At 70.1% G+C, this 25,119-nt stretch carries 14 protein-coding genes, 2 rRNA genes and 1 pseudogene; 6 read left to right on the plus strand and 11 right to left on the minus strand.

Features of this window, described 5'->3' with window-relative positions; all coding sequences use genetic code 11:
* The first annotated feature begins 20 nt into the window (after positions 1-20).
* The gene (locus tag ACQPZK_RS30375) at positions 21-1,691 is read left to right on the plus strand and encodes a DUF885 domain-containing protein (protein WP_433536149.1); all 1,671 of its coding nucleotides are present in this window, start codon (positions 21-23) and stop codon (positions 1,689-1,691) included.
* A gap of 90 nt (positions 1,692-1,781) precedes the next feature.
* On the plus strand, positions 1,782-2,636 hold the full coding sequence (locus ACQPZK_RS30380) for a hypothetical protein (RefSeq protein WP_433536150.1): 855 nt from the start codon (positions 1,782-1,784) through the stop codon (positions 2,634-2,636).
* Between the two features lie 21 nt (positions 2,637-2,657).
* Here the strand turns inward: ACQPZK_RS30380 and ACQPZK_RS30385 are convergent, their stop codons facing one another.
* Positions 2,658-4,034: a DUF6114 domain-containing protein gene (locus ACQPZK_RS30385; protein WP_433536151.1), complete on the minus strand. Its 1,377-nt coding sequence runs from the start codon at positions 4,032-4,034 to the stop codon at positions 2,658-2,660.
* Between the two features lie 53 nt (positions 4,035-4,087).
* Positions 4,088-4,711, minus strand: a complete 624-nt coding sequence (locus tag ACQPZK_RS30390; protein WP_433536152.1) for a DUF6230 family protein — start codon at positions 4,709-4,711, stop codon at positions 4,088-4,090.
* A gap of 389 nt (positions 4,712-5,100) precedes the next feature.
* On the opposite strand from ACQPZK_RS30390, the gene ACQPZK_RS30395 reads away from it, so the two are divergent.
* A complete protein-coding gene (locus ACQPZK_RS30395) occupies positions 5,101-5,835 on the plus strand; it encodes a class I SAM-dependent methyltransferase (protein ID WP_433536153.1) in 735 nt (244 codons plus the stop codon).
* Between the two features lie 95 nt (positions 5,836-5,930).
* Here ACQPZK_RS30395 and ACQPZK_RS30400 read toward each other — a convergent pair whose 3' ends face one another.
* Positions 5,931-6,974 carry a DUF3068 domain-containing protein gene (locus tag ACQPZK_RS30400; RefSeq protein ID WP_433536154.1) on the minus strand — a complete coding sequence of 348 codons (1,044 nt, stop codon included), beginning with the start codon at positions 6,972-6,974 and terminating at the stop codon, positions 5,931-5,933.
* Positions 6,975-7,248: 274 nt separating this feature from the next.
* Between ACQPZK_RS30400 and ACQPZK_RS30405 the strand changes: the two genes are divergently transcribed.
* Positions 7,249-8,658 carry an acyltransferase family protein gene (locus tag ACQPZK_RS30405; protein WP_433539368.1) on the plus strand — a complete coding sequence of 470 codons (1,410 nt, stop codon included), beginning with the start codon at positions 7,249-7,251 and terminating at the stop codon, positions 8,656-8,658.
* Positions 8,659-9,501: 843 nt separating this feature from the next.
* Here the strand turns inward: ACQPZK_RS30405 and ACQPZK_RS30410 are convergent.
* From ACQPZK_RS30410 to ACQPZK_RS30430, 5 genes and pseudogenes are all read right to left on the minus strand, one after another.
* Positions 9,502-12,513: pseudogene (locus tag ACQPZK_RS30410) on the minus strand (alpha-(1->3)-arabinofuranosyltransferase domain-containing protein); the annotation flags it as partial.
* 155 nt (positions 12,514-12,668) lie between these two features.
* Positions 12,669-14,120 (minus strand): glycosyltransferase family 4 protein, encoded by a 1,452-nt coding sequence (locus ACQPZK_RS30415; RefSeq protein ID WP_433536155.1) that lies wholly within the window; start codon positions 14,118-14,120, stop codon positions 12,669-12,671.
* The gene (locus ACQPZK_RS30420) at positions 14,117-14,926 is read right to left on the minus strand and encodes a glycosyltransferase (RefSeq protein WP_433536156.1); all 810 of its coding nucleotides are present in this window, start codon (positions 14,924-14,926) and stop codon (positions 14,117-14,119) included. The genes ACQPZK_RS30415 and ACQPZK_RS30420 overlap by 4 nt, the downstream gene beginning before the upstream one ends.
* A gap of 30 nt (positions 14,927-14,956) precedes the next feature.
* On the minus strand, positions 14,957-15,118 hold the full coding sequence (locus ACQPZK_RS30425) for a hypothetical protein (RefSeq protein ID WP_433536157.1): 162 nt from the start codon (positions 15,116-15,118) through the stop codon (positions 14,957-14,959).
* Positions 15,115-16,839, minus strand: a complete 1,725-nt coding sequence (locus ACQPZK_RS30430) for a hypothetical protein (RefSeq protein WP_433536158.1) — start codon at positions 16,837-16,839, stop codon at positions 15,115-15,117. The genes ACQPZK_RS30425 and ACQPZK_RS30430 overlap by 4 nt, the downstream gene beginning before the upstream one ends.
* A 227-nt stretch (positions 16,840-17,066) precedes the next feature.
* On the opposite strand from ACQPZK_RS30430, the gene ACQPZK_RS30435 reads away from it, so the two are divergent.
* Positions 17,067-18,347: a polysaccharide biosynthesis protein gene (locus tag ACQPZK_RS30435; protein WP_433536159.1), complete on the plus strand. Its 1,281-nt coding sequence runs from the start codon at positions 17,067-17,069 to the stop codon at positions 18,345-18,347.
* On the opposite strand, the gene nudC is transcribed toward ACQPZK_RS30435, so the two are convergent.
* Entirely contained in the window at positions 18,244-19,161 is a 918-nt protein-coding gene (nudC, locus tag ACQPZK_RS30440) for an NAD(+) diphosphatase (RefSeq protein ID WP_433536160.1), read from the minus strand. The genes ACQPZK_RS30435 and nudC overlap by 104 nt on opposite strands.
* A 180-nt stretch (positions 19,162-19,341) precedes the next feature.
* Between nudC and ACQPZK_RS30445 the strand changes: the two genes are divergently transcribed.
* On the plus strand, positions 19,342-21,159 hold the full coding sequence (locus ACQPZK_RS30445) for a VanW family protein (RefSeq protein ID WP_433536161.1): 1,818 nt from the start codon (positions 19,342-19,344) through the stop codon (positions 21,157-21,159).
* A 572-nt stretch (positions 21,160-21,731) separates the two neighbouring features.
* Here the strand turns inward: ACQPZK_RS30445 and rrf are convergent.
* Both rrf and ACQPZK_RS30455 read right to left on the minus strand, forming a co-directional pair.
* Positions 21,732-21,848 (minus strand): 5S ribosomal RNA (gene rrf, locus ACQPZK_RS30450).
* A gap of 89 nt (positions 21,849-21,937) precedes the next feature.
* A 23S ribosomal RNA gene (locus tag ACQPZK_RS30455) occupies positions 21,938-25,047 on the minus strand.
* Positions 25,048-25,119: the final 72 nt, after the last annotated feature.

Genomic DNA, 25,119 nt, shown 5'->3' on the forward strand with positions numbered 1-25,119 from the left:
TGGTCACGTAGTGTCGCACCGTGGGACGAATTGATGAAATCGCCAACCGCTACGTGGACAAGTGGGCGCCGTTGAGCCCGACCGGCGCGACCTACGTCGGCATCGCCGGCCACGACAACAAGCTCGACGACCTCTCGCCCGACGGATACCGGGCGCGCGCCGACCTGACCCGCGAGACGCTCGCCGAGCTGGAGGCGGCCGAGCCGGACACCGAGGCGGAGCGCACCGCCAAGGAGGCCATGCAGGAGCGGCTCGGTCTCGACCTGGCCCGTTACGAGGCCGGTGAGACGACCAGCGAGGTCAGCGTGATCACCAGCGGGCTGCACGAGGTCCGTATGGTGTTCGACCTGATGCCGACGGCGACGGCCGACGAGCAGGCCAACATCGCCACCCGGCTCAACGGCCTCGCCGGGGCGCTGGAGGGCTACAAGACCACGCTGCGTGAGGCGCTCGCCAACGGGCAGGTCAGCTCGAAGGTGCAGCTCGTCGAGGTGGCCAAGCAGTGTGACATCTGGACCGACCCGAGCGGGGACAACTTCTTCCACGCTCTGGTCGAGCGGCTGGGGGCAGAGGGCACCCTCGCCGCCGAGCTGCGCAGGGGCGCGGCGGCGGCCACCGCGGCGACCGCCGAGTTCGGCCAGTTCCTGCGGGCCGAGCTGGCTCCGTACGGGCGCGACAAGCAGGCCGCCGGCCGGGAGCGCTACGAACTCGCATCGCAGTACTTCCTCGGCGCGAAGATCGACCTCGACGAGACGTACGCCTGGGGCTTCGCGGAGCTGGCCCGCCTGGAGGCGGAGATGCGGGTCGTGGCCGGGCGCATCGCCGGTTCGGGTGCGACGGTCGACGAGGCGGTGGCGAGGCTCGACGCCGACCCGGCGCGCACGATCCAGGGCAAGGAGGCGTTCCGCGACTGGATGCAGGCGCTCGCCGACAAGGCCATCGCCGAGCTGCACGGCACCCACTTCGACATCCCGGAGCAGGTCCGCCGGATCGAGTGCCTCCTCGCGCCGACCAGCGACGGGGCCATCTACTACACCGGGCCGAGCGAGGACTTCTCGCGCCCGGGTCGGATGTGGTGGGCGGTGCCACAGGGCATCACCGACTTCTCCACCTGGCGCGAGGTGACGACGGTCTACCACGAGGGCGTGCCGGGGCACCACCTTCAGGTCGCCCAGACGGCTGTCCGGGCCGACCTGCTCAACCGCTGGCAGCGGCTGCTCTGCTGGGTCTCGGGGCACGGCGAGGGCTGGGCGCTCTACGCCGAGCGGCTGATGGACGAGCTGGGTTACCTTCAGGACCCGGGCGACAAGCTGGGCATGCTCGACGGCCAGGCGATGCGCGCCGCGCGGGTGATCGTCGACATCGGCATGCACCTGGAGCTGGAGATCCCGAAGGACAATCCGTTCGGCTTCTACCCGGGCGAGCGGTGGACGCCCGAGCTGGGTTGGGAGTTCATGCGGGCGCACTGCCGGGTGCCGGACGAGAACCTGCGCTTCGAGCTGAACCGCTACCTGGGCTGGCCGGGGCAGGCGCCGTCGTACAAGGTGGGTGAGCGGATCTGGTTGCAGGCCCGCGAGGACGCCATGGCTCGCAAGGGCGCCGACTTCGACCTGCGGGAGTTCCACCGGCAGGCGCTGGACCTGGGTGCGCTGGGCCTCGACCCGCTGCGCAAGGCGCTGGCCCGACTCTAGGACAGCTGGCGAGCCTTGACGGCTCCGTCCGCCGGGGATACAACGAACTCCCGGCGGCGGAGCCGTCCTGTCGAGTCAGGGGTGTACGAGGTGAGTCCTCGGCTTCGGCGCGTCGCGATGTCGCTGCTCGGTGCGCTGCTGCTGGGCACTGTCGGTCTCAGCCTGGGCTCCTGGTTCGGCGGCCGGGGTGTCACACCGCCCACCTACGCCCAGGCCCGGGATGTGGCGGGCAAGGTGCTGCCCAACGCGTCGCCGTCCAACACGGATCAGGTCGTGCCCGGCTCTCGGTGGGGTGTCGGCTTCGCCGCCGACGACGTTGGCTCGGGACGGACAACGTTCTGGTACACCAGCGCTGACGACTGCGCGCTCTCTAAGCAGGCGGGGCACAACATCGCCGCGCAAGGGTGGCACGGCATAAGCCGTACGACCGGGTACCTCTGCGACAACTGGTCGGCCACCCGGGACGGCGTGACCGTCGCACTCGAGCATTCGGCGAGCGGGGTTCAGCTCGATGTCGGCCCGGAGCCGCCGGCCGGGTTCACCGCCTTCACGATCGCCGGCACTCTTCTCGGTGCCGCGACCGGCGTGGTTCTGTTCTGGCTGGTGTCGCGGCGGCAGCCACCCGCACCCCTGCTGGTCGGCACCCTCGTGACGGTCGGCCTGCTCCCGGGGGTGACCTTCACCTGGAATGTGCTGGTAGACGGCCCGGACCTGCGCACCGAGCCGGTCTGGCCCATCTGGCCGGCGCTCGCTCCCCTACTGGTCCCACTGTGGCTCGCGCTTCTGTGCCTGGGTTTCTACGGCCGCAGAGCGCTCCCGCCTTCCCCTGGCAGCAACCGGACCGTGGTCGTCGTGGCCGTGGCGTGGCTTCTTGGCGTCGTCGCGACGATGGCCGCGTTGATCCTTCTGTTCCTGCTGGCACAGCCCACGCGTCCCGATGTGTGACCGGGCCGGATCGTCCGCCGCTCAGCCGAGGGTCAACGCCAGTGCCGGCCGCGCCGTGAGGGTGTTGCTGGTGACGTAGGCCAGGTCGATGACCGGGTCGGTGAACGTGATCGGGATGGGCGAGGTGACCGGGAGTCCGTCCGGCAGTGGCAGGTCGGGCGTCAGGGTGACCCTGATGCCGAGCAGCTTGCCGACGAACCGGGTGGCGTAGAAGGCCACGTTCCCGGTGACGGTCAGGCGGTCGGTCGCGTACCGCTGGTTGCGCCCCTGCGGCCCATCGGCCCGCAGCAGGAAGTCGTCCGTCACCGCCTCACGCATGCTGAACTTCAGCACCTCGAGGGTGCCCTTCTCGGTCTGCAACTCGGTGATTCCGTCGAAGCGCAGCCCGGTCATGCGCACCGACGAGCCGGTGAGCTTCGACGGAGTCTGCGCCACCCGGGGCAGGTTCGGGTCGGCGGCGATACGCGGCAACGGCTTGCCCGGCTGCGCCGTGCCGGGGGTCGCCGCACCCGGGGGCGTCGTACCCGGCTTTGTCGCGCCCGGGCGGTCCGGGCGGCCCGGGCCGGGGCAGGTCGTGGACCCGGCGCGGGCCGTCGGTGTGGCGGCCGGCTTTGCCGAGGGGGTGGGACTCGTCGTGGGTGTCGCGGTGGTGCGGCGGTGGCCACCGGTGAGCAGGTCACCGATCCCGTCCAGGATGTCGGTGACGATGTTGCCGTCCCGCTCCGGACTCGCGCTCGGCGTCGGCGTCACCGCGCCGGGGGTCGGTGACGGGTTCGCCGGCCGGGGCGGGGTCGGGCAGACGGCGGCGGCACGGATCGGTGCGGCCTGCACGGGCCGGGGCTGGACGGCCAGGCCGCCGCTGACGAGGCCGAGCACCGCCAGGACCATGCCGAAGGTACGCGGATCGACGCTCCGCCCGGGCCCGTCCACGGCGGCGTCCGATTCGGTCACGGTGGGCTCGACCTCGGCGGGCTCGGTCGTGGTCGGCTCGGTCGCGTCGGGTGCCGGGCGGGTCGGCGTCCAGGCGAAGGCGAGCGCGCTGCCGACGATGCCGAGCAGCAGGCCGACGAAGAAGCCACCGAGGTTGAGCCCGATCAGCGCGTAGACCGCGGTGACCGCCGCGACGATCGAGTAGAACAGCCGCTGTCCCGGTGAGAACCAGAGCAGCAGGCCGCAGGTCACCAGGATGACCGGGATCAGCAGCGAGAGAAGCCCGCTGGCGCCGCTGTGGAAGCTCAGGCCGTTGAGGGTCATCCGGGTGGAGGCGAACATCTCCACGCCGGCCAGGACGGTGAGCAGACCGCCCCAGAACGGCCGGCTCCGTCGCCAGCCACGGAACCTCCGCCACGCCTGGGCCACACTGCTCGGCCGGACATGGGACGGGTTGGCGGTTGTCACGTACTCCTCCTGGCGGGACGGGGGTGGGGCGGGCGCCACAGGCCGCGCTCAGCTCAGAAGCACTCCTTGCCCTTGGCGTCGTCGCCCACGTTCACCTTGAGCCGCAGCCCGACCAGGTTGAAGGTCGCCGCGGTCGTGTACCGGGACACCTGCTTGAGGTCGGTGATGGTCACGTGGTCCGCGTTCTGGCCGAACGAACCCCTCTGCGCCGTCGGGTTCAGGTCGGTGGCGTCGCGACCGATCTTGATGGTGGTGAAGGTCGCGTTGCCGTCGAGCGAGTCCATGGCGATCAGGAGGCCGTCGGCGTGGGCGGGCTGCTTGCCCTCGCCGGCGTTGATGGTGAGCACCACCGGCATGCCGGGCAGGTCGGCCCGGACGGACTGGCAGAGGTTGTAGAGGTCGGCGCTGCGGATCTCGGAGAGGGCGACGGGATGCACGGTCCCACTCTTGCCGTCCTTGCCCTTCTCCTTGACGACGCCGCCGTACTGGGTGAAGCCGTCGCCCTCCAGGCGGTCCGCGCCGATCTTGAACGTCTGCCCGGAGACGGTGATGTCGGACGCGATCGCGCCGGTCGACATGCCGAAGAGGATGGCGCCGGCAGCGGCCGTGGTGGGCACCATCATGGCGGCGAACCGCCGCCACCGGATACGACCCTGGTTGTCCAAACGATCCTGCACGGGTTCCTCCTGGGGGTGGATGTGCGCGGCGGCCGTTCGCGGCGGTCCACGCAGTGCCCGTCTTCTATCCCCGGCGGGTAACGATCGAGCCTGATCGTGCACCCGGCGCGGCACGGCCCACAACCCCTTGATTACCCGGCGGTAACACAACGACGACCCAGAGGCAGGTCGGGGTCACGATGTGTTCGTATTCGGTGGCTCGCAAATCGTCCCCGAACACAATAGATCGCGCATAAACCCTCGGTCTGGCGACAGAGGGTCACCAACACATCGACGGATTACAATCAGGTAACGGATGTAAAGTGCCCAGGTCAGGGCGAGCCGTTCGGGTGACCGTCCCGATCCGAACATCCCCGCCGGCAGGGCACCCGATGCCCTAGGGTTTCGGCGTGAATCTGAACGACGTACGACGCGACTGGACCAAGCTGGGCGCCGAGGATCCGCTCTGGGCCGTGCTCGTTCAGCCCGGCAAGCGGGGTGGCCGGTGGGACGTCGACGAGTTCCTGGTCACCGGCCGCGCCGACGTCGAGGAGACGATCGGATGGCTCGGCCAGCTCGGACTGCCCACCCGGTGGGAGCGCGTACTGGACTTCGGGTGTGGCGCCGGCCGGCTCTCCCAGGGGCTCTCCCCGTACGCCGACGAGGTCGTCGGCGTCGACATCGCGCCGTCCATGCTGGAGACCGCCCGACGACTGGATCGGAGCGCCGGCAACATCCGGTTCGTCCTCAACGACGCGCCCGACCTGAGCCAGTTCCCCGACGGCCACTTCGACCTGGTCTACAGCGCCCTGGTGTTGCAGCACCTGCCACGACCCGCCATCGACCGCTACCTCGCCGAGTTCCTCCGCGTCCTGCGACCCGGCGGAACCGCAGTCGTGGGGCTGCCCACCGAACCGGCCCGGACGGCGAAGGGGCTGATCTGGCAGGTCGCGCCGTTTCGCCTGATCAGCTGGGCGCAACGTCGCCTGCTCAACTATCCGGCGCCGATGAGCATGACCGCCGTGCCGGACGCCGACATGGCGCGACTGGTCTCCACCAACGGTGGGCGGATCGTCGGGCAGCGGCCCGACCTGCCGTACACCGAAGACTGGGTGTGCACCCGGTACGCGGTGCGGCGCTCCTAGAGATCCGCGACAAACCACGACCCGGAACGAGGAAGGGCCGGCCGACCCGAGGGTCGGCCGGCCCCGAGGTCGGCGTGCGGTGGTGGTGTGGGTTGTTACGGCTCGCTGCGCTCCGCGGCGTGCCGCCCACCGGCCGGCACCGTGGCCTCCTCGACCGGCTCCGACGAGGCCTGCGACGGCAGGTCGGTCGTCGGACGGTCGTCGGCTGCCACGGGGGGCGTCGCGTCGGGCCGGCGACGAGTCGCGCGGACGATGAGGAACACACCGAGCAGGAGCAGGATCAGGCCGAGAACACCGAGGGCGATCGGCACCACGGTGGTCAGCAGGTTGATCTGGTTGCGCGCGTCCTTGGCAGCCTTGGCCTGCTGCTTCTGGGTGTCCTCGTTGAACGCGAGGGTCGCGTCGATCATCTTGACCTTGTCCACGCCGCTGGCGTCACGCAGGGTCTGCGCCTGCTTCTCCTGGCCCTTCACGATGACACCGCTGTCGGGCTCCACCCACAGGGTGCGGGTGTTGGTGTAGAAGAGGCCGGCGCTCACCGTGGGCTCCGTCGAGTCGACGAGTCGTCCCGGTACGTCGATCTGCTTGATCTGGACCGGTTCGGCCGTCATCTCGAACTTGTAGACCGTCAGGCCCTGGAGCTTCTCGGTGCCCACGTACCTGACCGGGTACGCCTTGCGAGCGGTGTTGTCGAAGTACTTGTAGGTCTTCTTCTCCGTGCCGAACGGGAAGGTGTAGGTCAGGCCCTCGTGCTTGAAGGCCGCGCCGTTGATGTCCTCGGCGCAGCAGGCCACCGCCTCCGCCGTCCGCCGGTCGAGGGCGACACGGTCCGTGTTGACGGTGATCTCGTTCTTGGCGTCGTCGATGACCCGGACGCCGACGTTGAAGACCGCCCGGTCGCTGTTCCCGGCTTCCACATCGCCCCGTACGGCGCGGTGGGCCGTGAGGCTGACCCCGCTCCGCTCGGACAGTGTCTTGAAGTCGAAGACGGTCGCGTTCTGAGCCGTCGACACCGTCACCGAACTCTGGTCCAGGGGCACCTTGACGAGAGCGGGCGCGACGGTCAGAGGCGTCGCCACCGCCCCGACGATCAGGAACGCGCCCGCCGCCACCAAGATGGCACCCGACGTAGGTCGCATGAAACTCCTCCCCTTGTAAAGCTCGACTAGTCGGCTGACAGTACATGACGAGACCGTTTTCGGATATGGTCCGTCGCGTCCTTCGAGGACGTACCGACACCGGCGGCACGCAGCCGTGGGGTCACCCCGTCAAATAGGATGTCGAGGAACTGTGAGCCGACCCGTCGAACCCGACGCGATCAACGGGCGAGTGGGCGAGTCCGCGCCCAATACCGTCCGTTCGGATGGCTGGCTGCCCGCATTGGAGGGACTCCGCGCGGTCGCCGTACTCGCCGTGGTCGTCCACCACGTCTCATTTCTCAGCGGGTTGACCAACTCGTTCGCCCGCCTGGCAGGTGTGCTGGCCAGACTGGATGTCGGGGTGGCGATCTTCTTCGCCCTGTCGGGCTTCCTCCTCTACCGGCCATTCGCTCTCGCCGCCATTCACGGGCAGCCGCAACCGCCGGTTAGGAGATACCTCTGGCATCGCGCGCTCCGCATTCTGCCCGGTTACTGGGCAATGGCGGCTGTCGCACTGACGTGGCTCAACATCGAATACCTCAGGTCGGTCTGGGACTGGGCGATCCCCTTCCTGCTGGCACAGATTTATCAGCCATTGCGACTCCCGGTCGGGATGGAACAGACCTGGAGCCTGGCCACGGAGGCGAGTTTCTACCTGGCGCTGCCGGTGATTGCGGTGATCGCTCGCCGAATGGGCGGTCGGACCCCGCTTCAGCGAGCTCGACGCCACCTGACTCTCGGCGTCGTCCTCGTCCTCACCGGTCTCACCTGGAACGCGTACGCGCACGGCCCCGACTCGCCACTACCGGGGCTCGCGGTCCTCTGGCTACCCGCCTTTCTCGACTGGTTCGGTGTCGGCATCATGCTGGCCGTGCTCGCCTCCTGGCCGGCGAACAGGTCCCCGTCGGCGTTCCTCGGTGGCCTGGCCGGTAGCGGTACCGGGCGAGGCGACGAGGACCTGTGGTCCGCCACGCCGCGCGGACTGCGTATCTTCACGTTCGCGCCGGGCACCTCGTGGCTCATCGCCGGCGCGCTGCTGTGGATCGCCAGTACGCCGATCGCCGGCCCACGGGGCGTCGACCCCGCCACGATGGTCGAGTCGCTCGTCGAGCACCTGGTGTTCCTGCTCGTCGCCTGGTGCGTGATCGCCCCGCTCGTCGGCCCGGGCTCGGGCGGGGTGCCCCGAGCGCTCCTCGGCCAGCCGGTGATCAGGTTCCTCGGCCGGATCTCCTACGGCATCTTCCTCTGGCATCTCCTCGCCATCGAGGTCTGCATCCGCCTGCTCGGCTTCACCCGCATGAACAGTTCGTTCTGGGTGCTCCTCGTGCTCACCCTTGCCCTCACCATCCCCGTCGCGACGGCCACGTACTACGTCATCGAGCGGCCGACGCAGCGACTGCGCCGAGTCCTCGCCCGGCGGCACGACCGACGCCGGTCCGGCACCGTCGAGGCCGGCGCCCTCATCGGCGCGCCCGTGCCCGCGTTGCAGGGCGCGGCGTCGGGCCCAGCCGCGCAACCGGCCCTCGCGGCGCGACTCGTACCGTCCGCGGACCCGACGGGACCGCAGCACGAGGGCGGCGACCGCGACGAGGAGCAGGCCGGTCGGGAGCACGACGAGCAGGTCCGCCAGCCGTTCCGACCCGACCCGGGGCAGCCACCACCGCTGGGTCCCGTAGGCGGATAGACCCACCGCCGCCGGCACCCAGATCCAACCGGGGGTGGGCACCCGACGTCGGTGCAGCGCCACGACCACGACGGCGCAGCCGAAGCCGACCAGTCCGCCGAGCAGCGCCGGCACCGCCAGTGCGAGCACCGGCGCGGTCGGCATCGTCGCCGGGACCACGGGGTACGACGGCCGGTGGCGACGGGCGGGAAGCAGCGCCGCGACGAGCAACAGCAGCAGCAGTCCCCCGCCCACGCGCAGAGCGAGGGTGTACTGCTCACCGGGTGTGAAGACCAGTTGGACCCGCCCGGCGGCCCCGGACGGCACGAACCACGCCTGTTTCCACCCGTCGAGCCGGGTCGGTACGAGCCGGACGCCGTCGAGGGTGGCCCGCCAGCCCGGGTTGGCGTTCTCCGGTACGACCAGGTAACTGGCGCCGCCCCCGCCGACGTCGATCGACCGGTGCTGGTCGTCCCAGTCGAGCACCGTCAGGGCCCGGCGGGGCGGCTCGGCCGTGGACCGCCGCGGCGGTTCAGCGCTGAGGATCACGGTGTCGACCACGAACCGGTCCGGCGGCGCGGCGACCTCGTTCGGGCCGGCGCGCAGCCCCACCCGGTCGTCGTTCGTCGTCGCCCGCGATTTCGGGGCGGGTGCGCAGGCCCGGTACCGCAGCGGGCGCAGGTCCCGCAGGTCACGGAGGCTGCCCGTGGCCGTCGTCGGCACCGTCACCCCGTTGACCACGATCGTCGGGCCGGCACCGCAGGGCAACGTCACCGTACGGGCGAGGTCACGCGGCTGGTTGGCCTCGGGCGCGCCCTCCACGTCCACCCCGCTGAGGCCGACGGGCAGCGGCTGTGGCTCGAACAGCGCGGTCGTGCGGTTGACCCGCGGCACCGTCGAGGTCACGGCCACGACGATGCTGCGCGTACGCAGGGCGGGGAAGCGGGCGACACCGTCCGGGCCGACCGCCACCTCGCGGATGCCGTTGTCGCCGGTGATCCGCACCGTTCTGGGTGGCGCGGCGACGAGGGTCGACGCGAACCGCAGCCGTACCCAGCTCACCTTCCGGATCCCGGCCCAGCGCAGCCGCACGGTGGGTTGCGGGTCGTTCGGGTCGGCCCACCAGGCGGTGCCGTCGTCCCCGTCGGACAGCGATCGGGACGAGGCGACCGGGTCGACGAACCATGAACTGGACGTGCCGTAGGTCTCCCCGCCCATCAGCTCGTCGTACACGGCCAGCGCGGTGCCGGGCGTGGCGCGGGCCAGGCCGGTGAGGTGCGGGGTCGTGGCCGCCGGCAGTTCGAAGCGACGGGGCGCGAGACCGGTCTCCTCGCCCTGCCGGATCAGGTCGGGGGCGCACAGGTAGCGGGCGCCGACGACGGCGCAAGCCGAGCGGTCGCCGGCCTTGCGGGCGAGCGCGACGACCTCCGGGGCGCGGGCGGTGTCGGGGGAATCCGGCAGCCGCAGGTAGCGCTGCGGGCTCACCCCGGGCACGCGCAGCTCCCGGATGCCCGCGCGGCGTCCCGGCACGTCGAGGCCGGCGACGCCGTCGATGGTGACCCGCACCCAGGTCGTACGCCCCGACGGCAGCGCCAGCCGCAACGGCTTTCGTCCGGCGTCGGCCACCGAGTGCACGTACGAACCACCGGCCGTGCTGATCCGGACCCGCGTCACTGGGTCACCGACGACCTCGTCGTCGACGACCTGCACCTCCACCGATCCGGCCTGGATCTTCTCGGGGAAGCGGACCTCCACCCACTGGCCGACGGGTTTGCGCGCGCCGTCGGACAGCCAGGCCGTACCGCTGTCCCCGTCCACGGCGGAGAACGGCGTGGCGGAGGGGTCCCGCAGCCCGGCCGGGCCGGTGACGTCCGCCGCGCTGGTGGACGCCCGCACGTCGGCGATTCCGGCGTACCCCGACGAGGTGAGCGACGCCTGCCACGCCGGGTCGAGGATGTCGTGGGCGGGTTCGGGTTGTTCGTCGGCGGTCAGCGTCCGCGAGGTGTTGCCGCGTACGACTCCGAAGTCGACCTCCCGGTTGCGCAGGCTGTCGGCGAGCACGGTGCCTCCGGCGGTGCCCGGCGGGGCGTCGCCGTCGAGGAGCACCGGTCGGTCGCCGAGCACGCCCGCGTCACTGAGGTCCAGCAGCGTCTCCGGGGCGCCGACCAGGTTGAGCGGCTGGGCCGCGTCGGCCAGCGTGGCTCTGCTGGCCGGCCGGTCGACCTGGTAGATCTCCACCGCCTGGTACGGCTCGTGCAGCCCGTAGTCCCACGCCCCACCGAAGTCCGGTCGTACCCCGCTGTCGGGGCCGAACGCGGCCACCCGGAACAGTCCCGGGGCGCTGTCCAGCGCGCGGTGCACGAGGACCGGCCAGGCGAATCCGCCGACGGGTTGGCGAAGGTCGTTGCGGACGAGCAGGTACCGCACGCCGAGCCGCCCGAGCACGTCCGCCAGTCCGGGGGAGGCGGTGCCGGCGGCGAGCCGCTCGTCGATCGCGGAGAGCAGCCGGGCGTTGCCCGCCGATCCGCCCGGTACCAGCGACCGAACCGCCCACGGCGAGTCCAGCAGGGGTTGCAGGGGCTCGTCCAGCGGACGCCCCCAGTTGTACTCGGCGAAGTTGCTTCCGGGCACGAGCAGCGTGCTGCCCGGGCCGGCGTGCTGGTCGAGCCAGGAGGTCGCCTGCCGCCAGTGTTGGGGCAGCGCCCAGAAACCACCGCCGGCCGCGAGGCCCGCGCTCCCCGCGCCACTGGCGACGGCGAGGAGCGCGATGGCGGTGAGGCCCAGCGCCACCCGTCGGGGCGCCATGTTGGTGGGTCGGGTGAACCGGCGGATGACCGCGATCCGACCGACGGTGTCCAACATGTGCGCGGTCGCCAGAGCCAGCGGCAGGCGGAGCACGACGTCGAACTTGTGCAGGTTGCGCAGCGCCGCGAGCGGACCGTCGAGGGCCTCCCGTACGGCGGCGGCGAAGGCCGCGCCGCCGTCCGACAGGTTGCCGGCGGTCAGGGTCAGCAGGCCGACCAGTGCGCTGACCAGCAGGAATCGTCGTTCCGGCAGGTCCCTGCGGGCCAACCCGGCCAGGCCGACGCAGGCGATCAGGCCGGTGAGCACGACCATCCAGGACGTCGTGACGAGCGCCCATCCGGAGCGCCACCAGGGCACCCCGTCCACGGCCAGGTAACCCACCCAGTGGGTGGCGCCCCGCATGGCAGCGGGGAGCGACGTCACGCTCGTCGTGACCGCCGAGGTCTCGGTGTACGGCAGGAAGGAGAACCCGTAGCGCTGCATGAGCACCAGCGGGACCAGCCACCAGAAGGTGGCCGCGGCCACCGCCACGGTCCACGCGGCCAGCAGCCGGACCCGTCGCCAGCCGGGCGCCCGGGTCACCACGTAGAGGAACGCCGGCAGCACGGCGCAGGCCGCGGCGGCGCCGTTCGCCCCACCCATACAGACCACGGCCAGGCCACTGAGCGCCGCAGCCCGCCGCAGCGAGCCGCCCGCCGCCCCCTTGACCAGCGGCAGCAGCACCCACGGTGCGACGCAGTACGGCAGCAGCTCCAGCGACACCGTGCCGACCAGGGTCAGCGCGCGGGGCGAGAGGGCGAACACCGCGCCGGCGACCAGACGCGACGCCGGCCCGCCCAGGTTCAGGGCGCGGGCCAGGCGCACCACTCCGGTGAGGGCCACGCAGAGCAGGGCCGCCATCCAGAGCCGTTGGACGAACCAGGCCGGTAGACCCACCGCCTCGCCGAGGAGGAAGAAGGGGCCCATCGGGAAGAAGTAGCCGGCCGCCTGGTTCTGGAGCGTGCCGAACTGCCAGTCCGCCGTCCACAGGTGGGCCGCCCGGGCGAGGAAGCCACCCGGGTCCAGGGCCATGTCCAGCTTCGTGTCCGGCACGATGAGCCCGGGCTCCTGGGTGACAGAGAGACCGATCAGCGCGAGGCAGACCAGCAACTCGCGCAGACGCCACACCGCCAGGGACACCGTCGCGGACGGTATGCCGGGGGCGCGACGAGCGGTCGACCAGGCGGTCAGCACTGCCGTACCGGAACTCCGGTGAGCAGTTCCTCACCGCTGGCGTCCCGCTCGCTGACGTGCTCGGGCGCGACGCCCGCTTCGACGAGCACCTGCCGGACCGCTGCCGGGTCGGCGGCCGGTACGACGATCCACAGGCCGCGGTCGTCGACCGCGACATGCCGGGTGTACGGAAGCAGGGGCGACACCCGGGCGAGGAGGCTCTCCGGCTGGTCCGTACGGATCAGGAGTGACGCGTTCCGCTCCGACCACGGCACCCGGCGCGGCGCGAGCAGGTCCCCGAGGACCGCGCGGACCCGCCGGCCGGTGTCGGCCCAGCGGAAGCTGTCGCTCCACCGGCGACACTCGGCCGCCATCGCATCGGCCGCGGCCGGTACGGCGAGAGTGTCCAACGCCCGGTCGAGGCCGTCGGCCAGTCGACTCGCGGGGTCGTCGCCCTCGTCGACCAGCCACCCGGTACGGCCCGGGCGCACGGCGTCGCGCAGCCCGTCGACGTCGAAGGCGACGGTGGGCAGCCCGGCGGCGGCGGCCTCCACCACCACCAGACCCCAGCCCTCGCCCCACGAGCCGGAGACGTGCGCCCACGCCCTGGCCAGCAGCGCGTCCCGCTCGCCGGAGGGCAGGTGACCGTGCACCGTGACGATGTCGTCCAGCCCACGCTCGGCGACCTGTCGGCGGATGGTGGCCACGTCCGGGCCGCCTCCGACGACGTCCAGGCGCAGGTCGGGTCGTCGTGACCGGAGCTGGTGGACGGCGTCCAGCACGAGGTCGACCCGCTTGTGCCGGGTCACCCGGCCGACGCAGACGACGCGGGGTCGGGTGTCGCGGGCGGCCGGGTCGACGACGGGCGACGTCGACGCGTCCGCCCCGTTGGGTACGACCACCACCGGGCCGGGCCAGCGGAGCCGGTCCCGTACGGCGGTGGCCGTCGACGGTGAGACGGCGAGCGTCACCCCTCGGCGGTAGACCCGTCGGGCGACCGGGCCCTCCAGCCACGCGCCGAAGCGACCGACGATCGGGCCGAAGTAGAGCCGGAACTGACGGTCGTGCACGTGATGGATCACGCAGACGACCGGCACATCCGCGGGCAGGACCGCCGGGCTGAAGAACGGTATGCCGTTCTGGCAGTCCACGACGGCGTCGAACTGACGCCGGTGTCGGGCGAGCCAGCCCAGCACCCGGGGGTAGATGCTCCACCGCCCGCCCACTCGGACGATGCGGATGCCGTCGCGGGTCTCGTCGCCGGGCTGTCCGCCCGGACGCGCGGTGACGAAGGTGACCTCCGCGCCGGCGGTCACCAGGTCACGGGCGACCTGCCAGGCGTAGACCTCGGCGCCACCGGCGTCCGGATGCCACGGGTCCTTCCAGTTGAGCACCGCGATCCGCCGCCCCGCCACCACCGGTTCGGTGGTGGGCGTCGCGGCGACCGGGGAGTGGCCGACACTCACGGCCGCAATCCCACGGTGGCGGCGCCCCCGGCCACGTCGCTGCCGACCTGTCGGGCGACGACCGGCAGCGGCATCGCGGGTGCGACATCGGCACCGCGCAGCCGCCAACTGATCTTCGCGACGTCGACGAAGCTCTGCCATCCGTGGCGGGCCGGGGAGAAGCGTGAGCCGGGCACGTCCACCCAGTTGACGGGGATCTCCACCAACCGGGCGCCGGCCCGTTCCGCACGGCCCAGGACCTCGACGTCGAACGCGAACCCGCCGCAGCGCAGCGGCGCGAACGACCGCCGCGCGACGTCGTTGCGGAAGAACTTGAACCCGCACTGGGTCTCGCCAACGCCGCGCACCACCTGCCGGACGGCGGCACGGAACGCCACCGCGCCCCAGCGCCGGAGCAGACTGTGCCGCTCCTGCACCACCGAGTCGGGGTGCGCCCGCGAACCGACCACCGCGTCGACGCCCTCGGTCAGGAGACTGAGCACCTGCCCGAGCGTGTCCGGCGCGGTGGCCAGGTCCGCGTCGCAGAAGCCGACGTAGCGCGCGTCGCTCGCGAGCACACCGGTGCGTACCGCGAAGCCCTTGCCCGGCTCGGCGCACCAGAGCAGCCGGACGGGGACCGGGCCGTTCGGCGCGCCCGTCACCACCTCGGCGGTGCCGTCGGTGCTGGCGTTGTCCACCACGGTGACCCGGCAGGGCACACCGAGGTCGGCCAGCGCCGCCCGGAGCAGGATCAGGGTGTCGGGCAGCCGGAGCGCCTCGTTGTACGCGGGCACGACGACGTCGAGTACGACCACATCTGACGACACGTCAGGAGGTAGGACCTCCACGACGGGCCGTCAGCGATCGCCGTAAACGATGATGGGCTGCTGCACGTTCGCAGGCTTGGTGTCGCTGTTCGTGATGGTGGACGTCCCGACCGAGACGGCCAGAATGCCCAGCACGGCACCCACCGCCGCGGCGACGACCGCGATCAGGAGGGGATTGAAGGATGCCTTCATTGACGGTCCCTTCGACAAAAGTGACCGCACAGTAACATGCGTCGACGTCTCGCGGCGGGGTGCGAAAGGATGATCAACACGGTGGCCCCGAGTACCGAATAACCCAACACCGGACCAATGCCGACACTCCCTGGCGAGCTGGAAGAACCAGCATCAGGCAGGCGTAGCAGGATCAGGGTCCCATCTCGGCGGACCGGTTCGGCGGCAGCGAAGCGGGCCTCGACCTGGGCCGCGCCGGGTTGATCGGTCTGGATGAGCACGTACCGCACACCCAGCCGATGCAGCCCCGCCACCGGATCGCCCGGCACCGCCAGCACCTGGGCCACCCGGTCCGCGGCCGGGCTCTCGCCACGGATCCGCTCCCGTCCGACCAGCACGTCCTGGTCGGCGATCACCGGCCGGCGGAAGGCGCGTGACGCCGGATCGAGAACCGGGACCTGCCCCGCCCAGCCGTAGGCGCGGAACGACGCCCAGGGCAGCGAGACCAGAGCGCCGCCGGCCGGATCCTGGTTCACCACCGCGCGGACCGCCGACCACTCGGGCGGGTACCGCACCGTCCCCAGTTGGCCGCCGAGCCCCCAGGCCAGGCCGGGCAGCAGCAGCACCGGCGCGGCCATCACCACCGGGGCCAGCGGTCGAAGGCCCGCCGTCACCAGCCACTGGACCACCATGCCCAGGCCGACGGCCTGCACCAGGGCCAGCGGCGCGAGCAGCCGGGTGCCGTCCCGGACCGCACCGGCCAGCGGAACGTGCTCGACGAGCGCGACCATCGCCTGCGCGCCCACCGACCAGGCGGGCAGCAGGGCGATGACGACGCCCAGCGCGGCCCCGACGAGCAGACCCCACCAGGCCGCCGACGGCCAGCGGCGACGGACCCGGGCGTACCCCCAGAGCGCCGCCGCGGCGAGGGCCAGCGCGAGCAGCGCGACCGGCCACCGGTCCCGCCCGACCGCGACGGCGTGCCGGCTCCAGACGCCGCCGAGGGTGGCGACGCTGCCGAGCACGCCCAGTGGGGTGTCCGCGCGGACGGCGAAGGCGGCGACACCCCGCTCGTCCAGATCGACCGCAGCGCCCCGGTTCGTCAGCGCCACCAGCCACGGCGCGGTGAGACCGGCGAGCGCCGCCGTTCCCGCCACCAACGCCCGCCACCGCCGTGCCAGGGCCAACGCCGGCGCGCAGGAGAGCACCGCCGCCAGCACCAGCGCCGGACCGCCCAGCACCACCGCCGTCCCACCGGCGACGGCGGCACGCCGGCCCGGCCCGATGCCGCCCGGCGGCCGCAGCACCCCGAGCACCCAGGCGTACGCCCACGGCAGTGCCGCGTACCCGGCGACCACCGCCCACTGACCGAGGTGCAGCCGCCCGTACACCCAGGGGTTCCAGACGTAGGCGAGCCCCGCCGCGATCCGTGCCACCGGGTGGCTGACGGGGGCCAGCCGGGCGGCGCCCACACCGGCCAGCGCCAGGACGCCGGCGAGCAGCACCTTCTCCGCCACGTCGGACGGCAGCAGGTGCGCGAGGCCCACCGCGAGCAGTTCACTGGGCACGGCACGGGGCAACTCGGCACCGTTGCCCCAGACCATCGCGCCGAACGGCGGATCCGGCACGAACACCAGGTCGTACCGCAGGACGTAGCCCCGGCCCAGCACCGGCCCGAGGATCGCGAGGACCACCCCGACGCCGAGCACCGCCTCCGGCCACCAGCGACGGAGTACGAGCACGGCCCGCGACAGCGCCGGACGGGAGCCCGCTGATCCTCGGCGCACACGGACCCCCACAGACCTGGACGGGAAGCGGGCCCACTGTCGCTCCCGGGGCTCCGGACAGCACTCTAGGCACAGGGGGAGCGCGGACGGTAGCTTGCCTCACACGTCGACGGGCGACTCCGCGCCGACGACGCGAAGCTCGGCGCCCACACCGGGGCCCGGCCACACCCCCACGAGGCGCGATGACAGACACGACGACCGGCCCCGGCGCGGGCCGCCTCTCCGCGGCGGGCGCGGCGGTCGCCGGTGCCGCCATGGTGACGAACGGGCTGGCCTACCTGCTCCCGATGCTCGGCGCCCGACACCTGGCGGCCGAGGGTCTCAGCGTCCTGGCAACCGTCGCGGCCCTCGTCGCGATCGCCGGCGTCGCGGGCGTGGGCCTGCAGATGGCGGTCGCGGTACACCGGGCCCGGCACCCGGGCACGCCGACGAGCCGGGTCACCCTCGTCACCACCGCTGTCTCCGCCGGCGCTGTCGTCGTGGCCGCCCCGCTGATGATGGCCGCCCTCCGGCTGTCGGTGACGGTCGTGGCCCTGGTCGCGGGTACCACCGTCGCGGTCGTCCTGGCCGCCCGATGGCTCGGCGAGTTGCAGGGTGAACAGCGCTTCCTGCGTCTCGCCTGGGCGATGGGCGTGGTCGCCGCCGGCCGGTACGGCGGCATGATCGTCGCGTTGGTGCTCGGCGCCGACGTCGTCGACACCCTGGTGGCGGGCATGGTGACCGCGTACCTCGTGCTGCCCGCGCTGATCTGGATCGCCCGACCGGCCAACCGTGCCACCCCGGGCCCGCACGGCGGCGCAGGTGCCGCGCTGCGGATCCGCCAGGTCGCCAGCGCCGGCACGGCAGCACTGGCGATGCTCGCCGTGTCGTACGCCGATCTGATCTTCGCCCGACAGCTGCTGTCCCCGGCGGACTCCGGCGCGTACGCCGTGGGCACGGTGCTCACCAAGGGTGCCCTCTGGGCGCCGCAGGTGATCGTGGTGCTCGCCCTTCCCCGCCTGGCCGTCGGGGACAACCGCGTCCGCACCACCGTGCTCGCCATCGTCGCCGGCTGCGGCGCCGTGCTCGTCGCCGCCTCGGCCCTGGCCGGCGGCCTCGCGTTCCGGCTCGTCGGTGGCGAGGACTACGCCAACCTGGGTCGGTACGCCCCGTTCTTCGCCGCCACCGGCGCGCTCTACGCGCTGGTCTTCGCGGCCGTCAACGCCAAGATCGCGGCCGGCGCACGCTGGCCGTCCGCGCCCCTGTGGGTCGCCGCGGTCGTCCTGGCCGTCCTGACGATGGCCGTCGCCCCACGCACGTTCCAGGGGATCATGTGGTGCGCACTGGGCACCGCCGCGGCGACGGCGCTGGTGATGATCCTCAGCCTGCCTTCAACCACCCGTTCAGCAGGTGGTGATCTATCGAGTCCACCCGACCGAGCCGGCGACCTGCCGCGACCCGCTCCCGCAGTTCCTCCCGCGTGAACCAGCGCGCCTCCAGCAGCTCCACGCCGTCCACGCGTACCTCGTCGGACGTCGCGGTGGCCCGGAAGCCCACCATCAGCCCCGCGGGGAACGGCCACGCCTGCGACCCCTGGTAGGTCACGTCGGTGACGGTGATCCCGGCCTCCTCGGCCATCTCCCGGCGGACCGCGTCCTCCAGGCTCTCGCCGATCTCCACGAAGCCCGCCAACGTCGAGTACGAGTCCTCGGCCGCGCCGGCGTGCCGGGCCAGCAGGCAGCGCCCGGACTCCCCGGGCGCCTCGACCAGCACGATGATCGCCGGTTCGATGCGGGGGAACAGCAACCGACCACACTCCGCGCCGGAACAGGTCCGCACATGGCCGCCACCACCGGCGACGGCCACCGCACCGCACGCGCCGCAGTAACGCTGCTGCCGGTGCCAGTGCAGCAACCCCCGCGCGTACGCCTGCGTCGCCGCGCCGGCCGGGTCGAGTCGCCCGACCAGCGCCCGTACGTCGACGGCCCGCGCCGCCCCGGCCATCTCGACGGCGGCGGGCTCACCGAGCGGGGAGAGGTCCACGGCGAACACCGCGACGTCCCCGTCGAGCCCCAGGAAGACGGTCTCCGCGGCGGCCGACCGGACGAGTGACGCGCGGTCGGCCGTCAGCCGGACCGGGCCGTCACCGTCGACGAGGCAACGGTCCCGCCACAGCGGCAGCACCACCGTCGCCGGGTCGGCCAGAAACGCCTCCAGTCGGGCCGGGTCGGTCCGTAACGGGCCCGCCCGGTCCAACCAACCGCCGCCGTACGCCAACACCCGCTCCGCAGCGTCCACCCCGCCACCGTGCCACGCCCGCAGCCCGGCACGGGCACCGACCCCACGCGCCGCGACACGCCGGGCGACACGCGGTAGCAGCACCGGACGGGCGCAGCCCGCGCGGACGGCCGGGCATTGGTTACCGTGGTGTCCTCCGGGAGGGGGGACCTCCCGCGGCACCTGGCGATCGAGGTTGCAGTGACGCTGTACGGCGACAAACGTCCACCCGCCGACGACCGGCCCACCGTGCAGGTCACGGCGGTCACCTGGCCGGACGAGGAGCCGGACGTGGTGACACCGGCCACGGGCGAGGCGGACAACGGCGGTCGCCGTCCCCGCCGGGTCCGGATGCTGCTCGGAGCGGGCGTAGCCGGTGGCGTGCTCGCCGCCGCAGCGGGCGCCGGCGCCTGGGCGTACGCCGGGGACGTCCCCCGGGGCACGAGCGTGCTCGGCACCGAGTTGGGCGGCCGGAGCCGCAGCGCGGCGGACCGGGAGTTGCGGGCGGAGCTGGAGCGGCGGGCGGCAGCCCTCACCGCGCCCCTGCGCATCACGGTCGGGGAGCGCACTGCCGAGATCAGACCGGCCGACGTGGGGCTCGCCGTCGACGTGGCGGCCACCGTCGCGGCAGCGGCCGAGGCCGACGCGCACCCGGTCAGTCGGCTGGTCGGTTCCCGTACCGTCGAACCCGTTGTCACCGTCGACGCGGCCCGCCTGGACGCGACCCTGCGCAAGGCGTTCGGTGACCAGGTCCGTCCGATGACGATGCCGGCCATCACCTACAAGGGCACCACACCCAAGGTCGTACGGCCCCAGCCCGGCCTCGCCCTCGACCCGCAGCGCTCGGCCGACGCCGTCCGCACCGGCTGGCTGGCCGGCACTCCGGTCACCGTGCCACTGGTGGAGAGCCAGCCGGCGACCACCGCGGAGGAGGTGGACCGGCTGGTCACGGAACTGGCCAAGCCTGCCGTCGCCGCGCCCGTCACCCTGCGCACCGACCGGGGTTCGGTGCAGGTACCGGCGGCGGCCATCGCGAAGAGCCTCCGGTTCAACGCCGACAAGGCCGGCAAGCTCACCCCGGCGGTGGACGTCAAGCGGCTGCGGACGGCCCTCGGCGACGACCTGAACGCCATCGAGGTACCGCCGAAGGACGCGACGATGAGCATCGCCGGCGGCCGTCCCACGGTCACCGACGGGCGTGCCGGGCAGCAGCTCGACACCGCCACGCTGGGCCGGGACCTGTTGGCGGTGCTCCCGAAACCCGACGGGCGTGAGGTGACCGGTGAGCTGAAGGAAACGCCGCCGGAGGTGACGAAGGAGAAGCTGGCCGGTCTGGGCATCAAGGAACGGGTGTCGACCTTCACCACGCGCTTCACCGGCGGGATGGCGTCGCCGCGCAGCCAGAACATCGCCACCATCGCCAAGAAGGTGGACGGCACGGTGGTGCTGCCGGGCAAGACGTTCTCCCTCAACGGGCACACCGGCGAGCGAGGCTACGCGCAGGGCTACCAGGACGCGCCGGTGATCCTGGACGGCAAGCTGGTGCCCGGCGTCGGGGGTGGCACGTCGCAGTTCACGACCACCATCTTCAACGCCACCTACTACGCCGGCCTTGAGGACGTCGAGCACAAGCCGCACTCGTACTGGTTCGACAGGTACCCGGCCGTCATCGAGTCGACCATCTTCTGGCCGAACCTGGACTTCAAGTTCCGCAACAACACCGAGTACGGCCTGCTCATCGACACGTCGTACACGTCGAGTTCGGTGACCGTCTCCATCTGGAGCACGAAGATCTACGACAGCGTCAAGACGGAGTACGGCCCGCGACGCAACATCACGACGCCGAAGCTCATCCACCTCGAACCCGGCCCGAAGTGCATTCCCAGCAACGGCATCAACGGCTTCACCCAGGACGCCTTCCGGGTCATCAAGAAGGACGGTGTGGTGGTGAAGCGGGAGAAGTTCACCTGGCGCTACGACGCCGAGCCGCGCTACGTCTGCGGCCCCAAGCCCTCCTGAGCCCGCCCGTCGGTGTCATCGGCAGACGGTCTCGGCGTCACACGCTCCTCCTGTACGCGGATCTCCGCGCGGTAGCGCGTCGCCGCCGGATGCCACATCTCCTCGAACGGTCCCATGACCTCACCACCGACGCCACGGCGACGAGCACGGACGCCGAGCCACCGGAGCGCGGCCAACACGACAGCCACACAGCAGCCGAAGACCAGAGGGATCAGAACGTCACCCACAGACCAGACCCTAGGCCAAGGCCCACCACAGCAGCACCACCACCAACCGCCGAGAGCCCTGCCCCCCGCTCCCCCGGCACCCAACGCCGGCGCCCTCCGGCCACCCGGGGCCCGCCTATCCGCCGGGCCCCTACCTCTCCGCGGTGCCCTACCTTCCCGCGGTGCCCTACCCTCCCGCGGTGATCATGAAGTTATTGCCACTGACCTCGGCGTGTCGCAGCAATAACTCCATGATCACCCGGCTCGGGGTAGGGGGTAGGCCGGGACAGACGCAGGAGGATATGGGGATATGGGGATATGCAGTTAGGGCCACCCCCGATCGGGGGTGGCCCTAACTGAAAGTTTGTCCGGCGGTGTCCTACTCTCCCACACCCTCACGAGTGCAGTACCATCGGCGCTGGAGGGCTTAGCTTCCGGGTTCGGAATGTGACCGGGCGTTTCCCCTCCGCCATGACCGCCGTAACTCTATGAACATATCAACCACAACCCCGGGCACACACACGGTGGGTGGGTGTTTGTTCAGAGTTGCACAGTGGACGCGTAGCAGCTTGGTAGTCAAGTCCTCGGCCTATTAGTACCGGTCAACTGAACCCGTTACCGGGCTTACATTTCCGGCCTATCAACCCAGTCGTCTAGCTGGGGGCCTTACCCCCACAAAGTGGGGTGGGATACCTCATCTTGAAGCAGGCTTCCCGCTTAGATGCTTTCAGCGGTTATCCCTTCCGAACGTAGCTAACCAGCCGTGCCCCTGGCGGGACAACTGGCACACCAGAGGTTCGTCCGTCCCGGTCCTCTCGTACTAGGGACAGCCCTTCTCAAGTATCCTACGCGCACGGCGGATAGGGACCGAACTGTCTCACGACGTTCTAAACCCAGCTCGCGTACCGCTTTAATGGGCGAACAGCCCAACCCTTGGGACCTGCTACAGCCCCAGGATGCGACGAGCCGACATCGAGGTGCCAAACCATCCCGTCGATATGGACTCTTGGGGAAGATCAGCCTGTTATCCCCGGGGTACCTTTTATCCGTTGAGCGACACCGCTTCCACTCGCAAGTGCCGGATCACTAGTCCCGACTTTCGTCCCTGCTCGACCTGTCAGTCTCACAGTCAAGCTCCCTTGTGTACTTGCACTCAACACCTGATTGCCAACCAGGCTGAGGGAACCTTTGGGCGCCTCCGTTACCCTTTAGGAGGCAACCGCCCCAGTTAAACTACCCACCAGACACTGTCCCTGAACCGGATAACGGTCCGAAGTTAGATACCCAAATCAACCAGAGTGGTATTTCAAGATTGCCTCCACCCATACTGGCGTATGAGCTTCACCGGCTCCCACCTATCCTACACAAGCTAACTCAAGTACCAATGTCAAGCTATAGTAAAGGTCCCGGGGTCTTTCCGTCCTGCCGCGCGTAACGAGCATCTTTACTCGTACTGCAATTTCGCCGGGCCTGTGGTTGAGACAGTGGGGAAGTCGTTACGCCATTCGTGCAGGTCGGAACTTACCCGACAAGGAATTTCGCTACCTTAGGATGGTTATAGTTACCACCGCCGTTTACTGGCGCTTAAGTTCTCCGCTTCGCCCCGAAGAGCTAACAGGTCCCCTTAACGTTCCAGCACCGGGCAGGCGTCAGTCCATATACATCGAATTACTTCTTCGCATGGACCTGTGTTTTTAGTAAACAGTCGCTTCCCCCTGCTCTCTGCGGCCATACAACGCTCCACCCGCGCGGGGCTTCACGTCTCCGGCCCCCCTTCTCCCTAAGTTACGGGGGCAATTTGCCGAGTTCCTTAACCACAGTTCGCCCGATCGCCTCGGTATTCTCTACCTGACCACCTGTGTCGGTTTGGGGTACGGGCCGCTAAGAACTCGCTAGAGGCTTTTCTCGGCAGCATAGGATCACTGACTTCACCTGAATCGGCTCGGCATCACGTCTCAGCCTCATGGTGTGCGGATTTGCCTACACACCGGCCTACACGCTTACCCCGGCACAACCACCGGCCGGGCTCAGCTACCTTCCTGCGTCACCCCATCGCTTGACTACTACCCGCCAGGTTCCCACGCTCCCTCAGATCAGTCCGAAGACCTCACCAAGCTCGGGTGGTTAGCACAACGAGGTTCATCAGGGACGCTCTTTCGCGGGTACGGGAATATCAACCCGTTGTCCATCGACTACGCCTCTCGGCCTCGCCTTAGGTCCCGACTCACCCAGGGCGGATTAGCCTGGCCCTGGAACCCTTGGTCATCCGGCGGAAGGGTTTCTCACCCTTCTTTCGCTACTCATGCCTGCATTCTCACTCGTGCCGCGTCCACAACTGGGTCACCCCGCTGCTTCACCCCCGGCACGACGCTCCCCTACCCATCCACACACCTGCACGGAGAATCAAGTCCCCGCGGGGTTAAAATGTGAATGCCACAGCTTCGGCGGTGTGCTTGAGCCCCGCTACATTGTCGGCGCGGAACCACTTGACCAGTGAGCTATTACGCACTCTTTAAAGGGTGGCTGCTTCTAAGCCAACCTCCTGGTTGTCTATGCGACCCCACATCCTTTTCCACTTAGCACACGCTTAGGGGCCTTAGCTGGTGATCTGGGCTGTTTCCCTCTCGACTACGAAGCTTATCCCCCGCAGTCTCACTGCCGCGCTCTCACTTACCGGCATTCGGAGTTTGGCTGATTTCGGTAAGCTTGTGGGCCCCCTAGACCATCCAGTGCTCTACCTCCGGCAAGAAACACGCGACGCTGCACCTAAATGCATTTCGGGGAGAACCAGCTATCACGGAGTTTGATTGGCCTTTCACCCCTAACCACAGGTCATCCCCCAACTTTTCAACGTTGGTGGGTTCGGCCCTCCACGCGGTCTTACCCGCGCTTCAGCCTGCCCATGGCTAGATCACTCCGCTTCGGGTCTAGAGCATGCGACTAAAGACGCCCTATTCAGACTCGCTTTCGCTACGGCTCCCCCACACGGGTTAACCTCGCCACATGCCACTAACTCGCAGGCTCATTCTTCAAAAGGCACGCCGTCACCCCGCAAGGCTCCGACGGATTGTAGGCGAACGGTTTCAGGTACTATTTCACTCCCCTCCCGGGGTACTTTTCACCATTCCCTCACGGTACTCGTCCGCTATCGGTCACCAGGAAGTATTTAGGCTTACCAGGTGGTCCTGGCAGATTCACGGCAGATTTCAGGGGTCCGCCGCTACTCGGGAACACCCACAGAAGACCAGCAGCTTTCACCTACCGGACTATCACCGCCTACGGTTGGCTTTTCCACACCATTCGGCTAGCAACTGGCTTTGTAACTTCTCCAACAGATGTCAGTCTGTTGAGCAGGGTCCCACAACCCCGACCACGCAACCCCTGACAGGTATCACACGCAGCCGGTTTAGCCTCAATCCGCTTTCGCTCGCCACTACTCACGGAATCACTATTTGTTTTCTCTTCCTACGGGTACTGAGATGTTTCACTTCCCCGCGTTCCCTCCACACACCCTATGTGTTCAGGTGTGGGTGACACCACATGACTGGTGCCAGGTTTCCCCATTCGGACACCCTGGGATCACAGCTCGGTTGACAGCTCCCCCAGGCCTATCGCGGCCTCCCACGTCCTTCATCGGCTCCTGGTGCCAAGGCATCCACCGTTCGCCCTTGACAACTTGACCACAAAGATGCTCGCGTCCACTGTGCAATTCTCAACAAACAACCAACCCACAACCCGACATGCCCCACACCAA

The organism is Micromonospora sp. CA-249363 (assembly GCF_050950185.1).
Lineage (GTDB): Bacteria > Actinomycetota > Actinomycetes > Mycobacteriales > Micromonosporaceae > Micromonospora.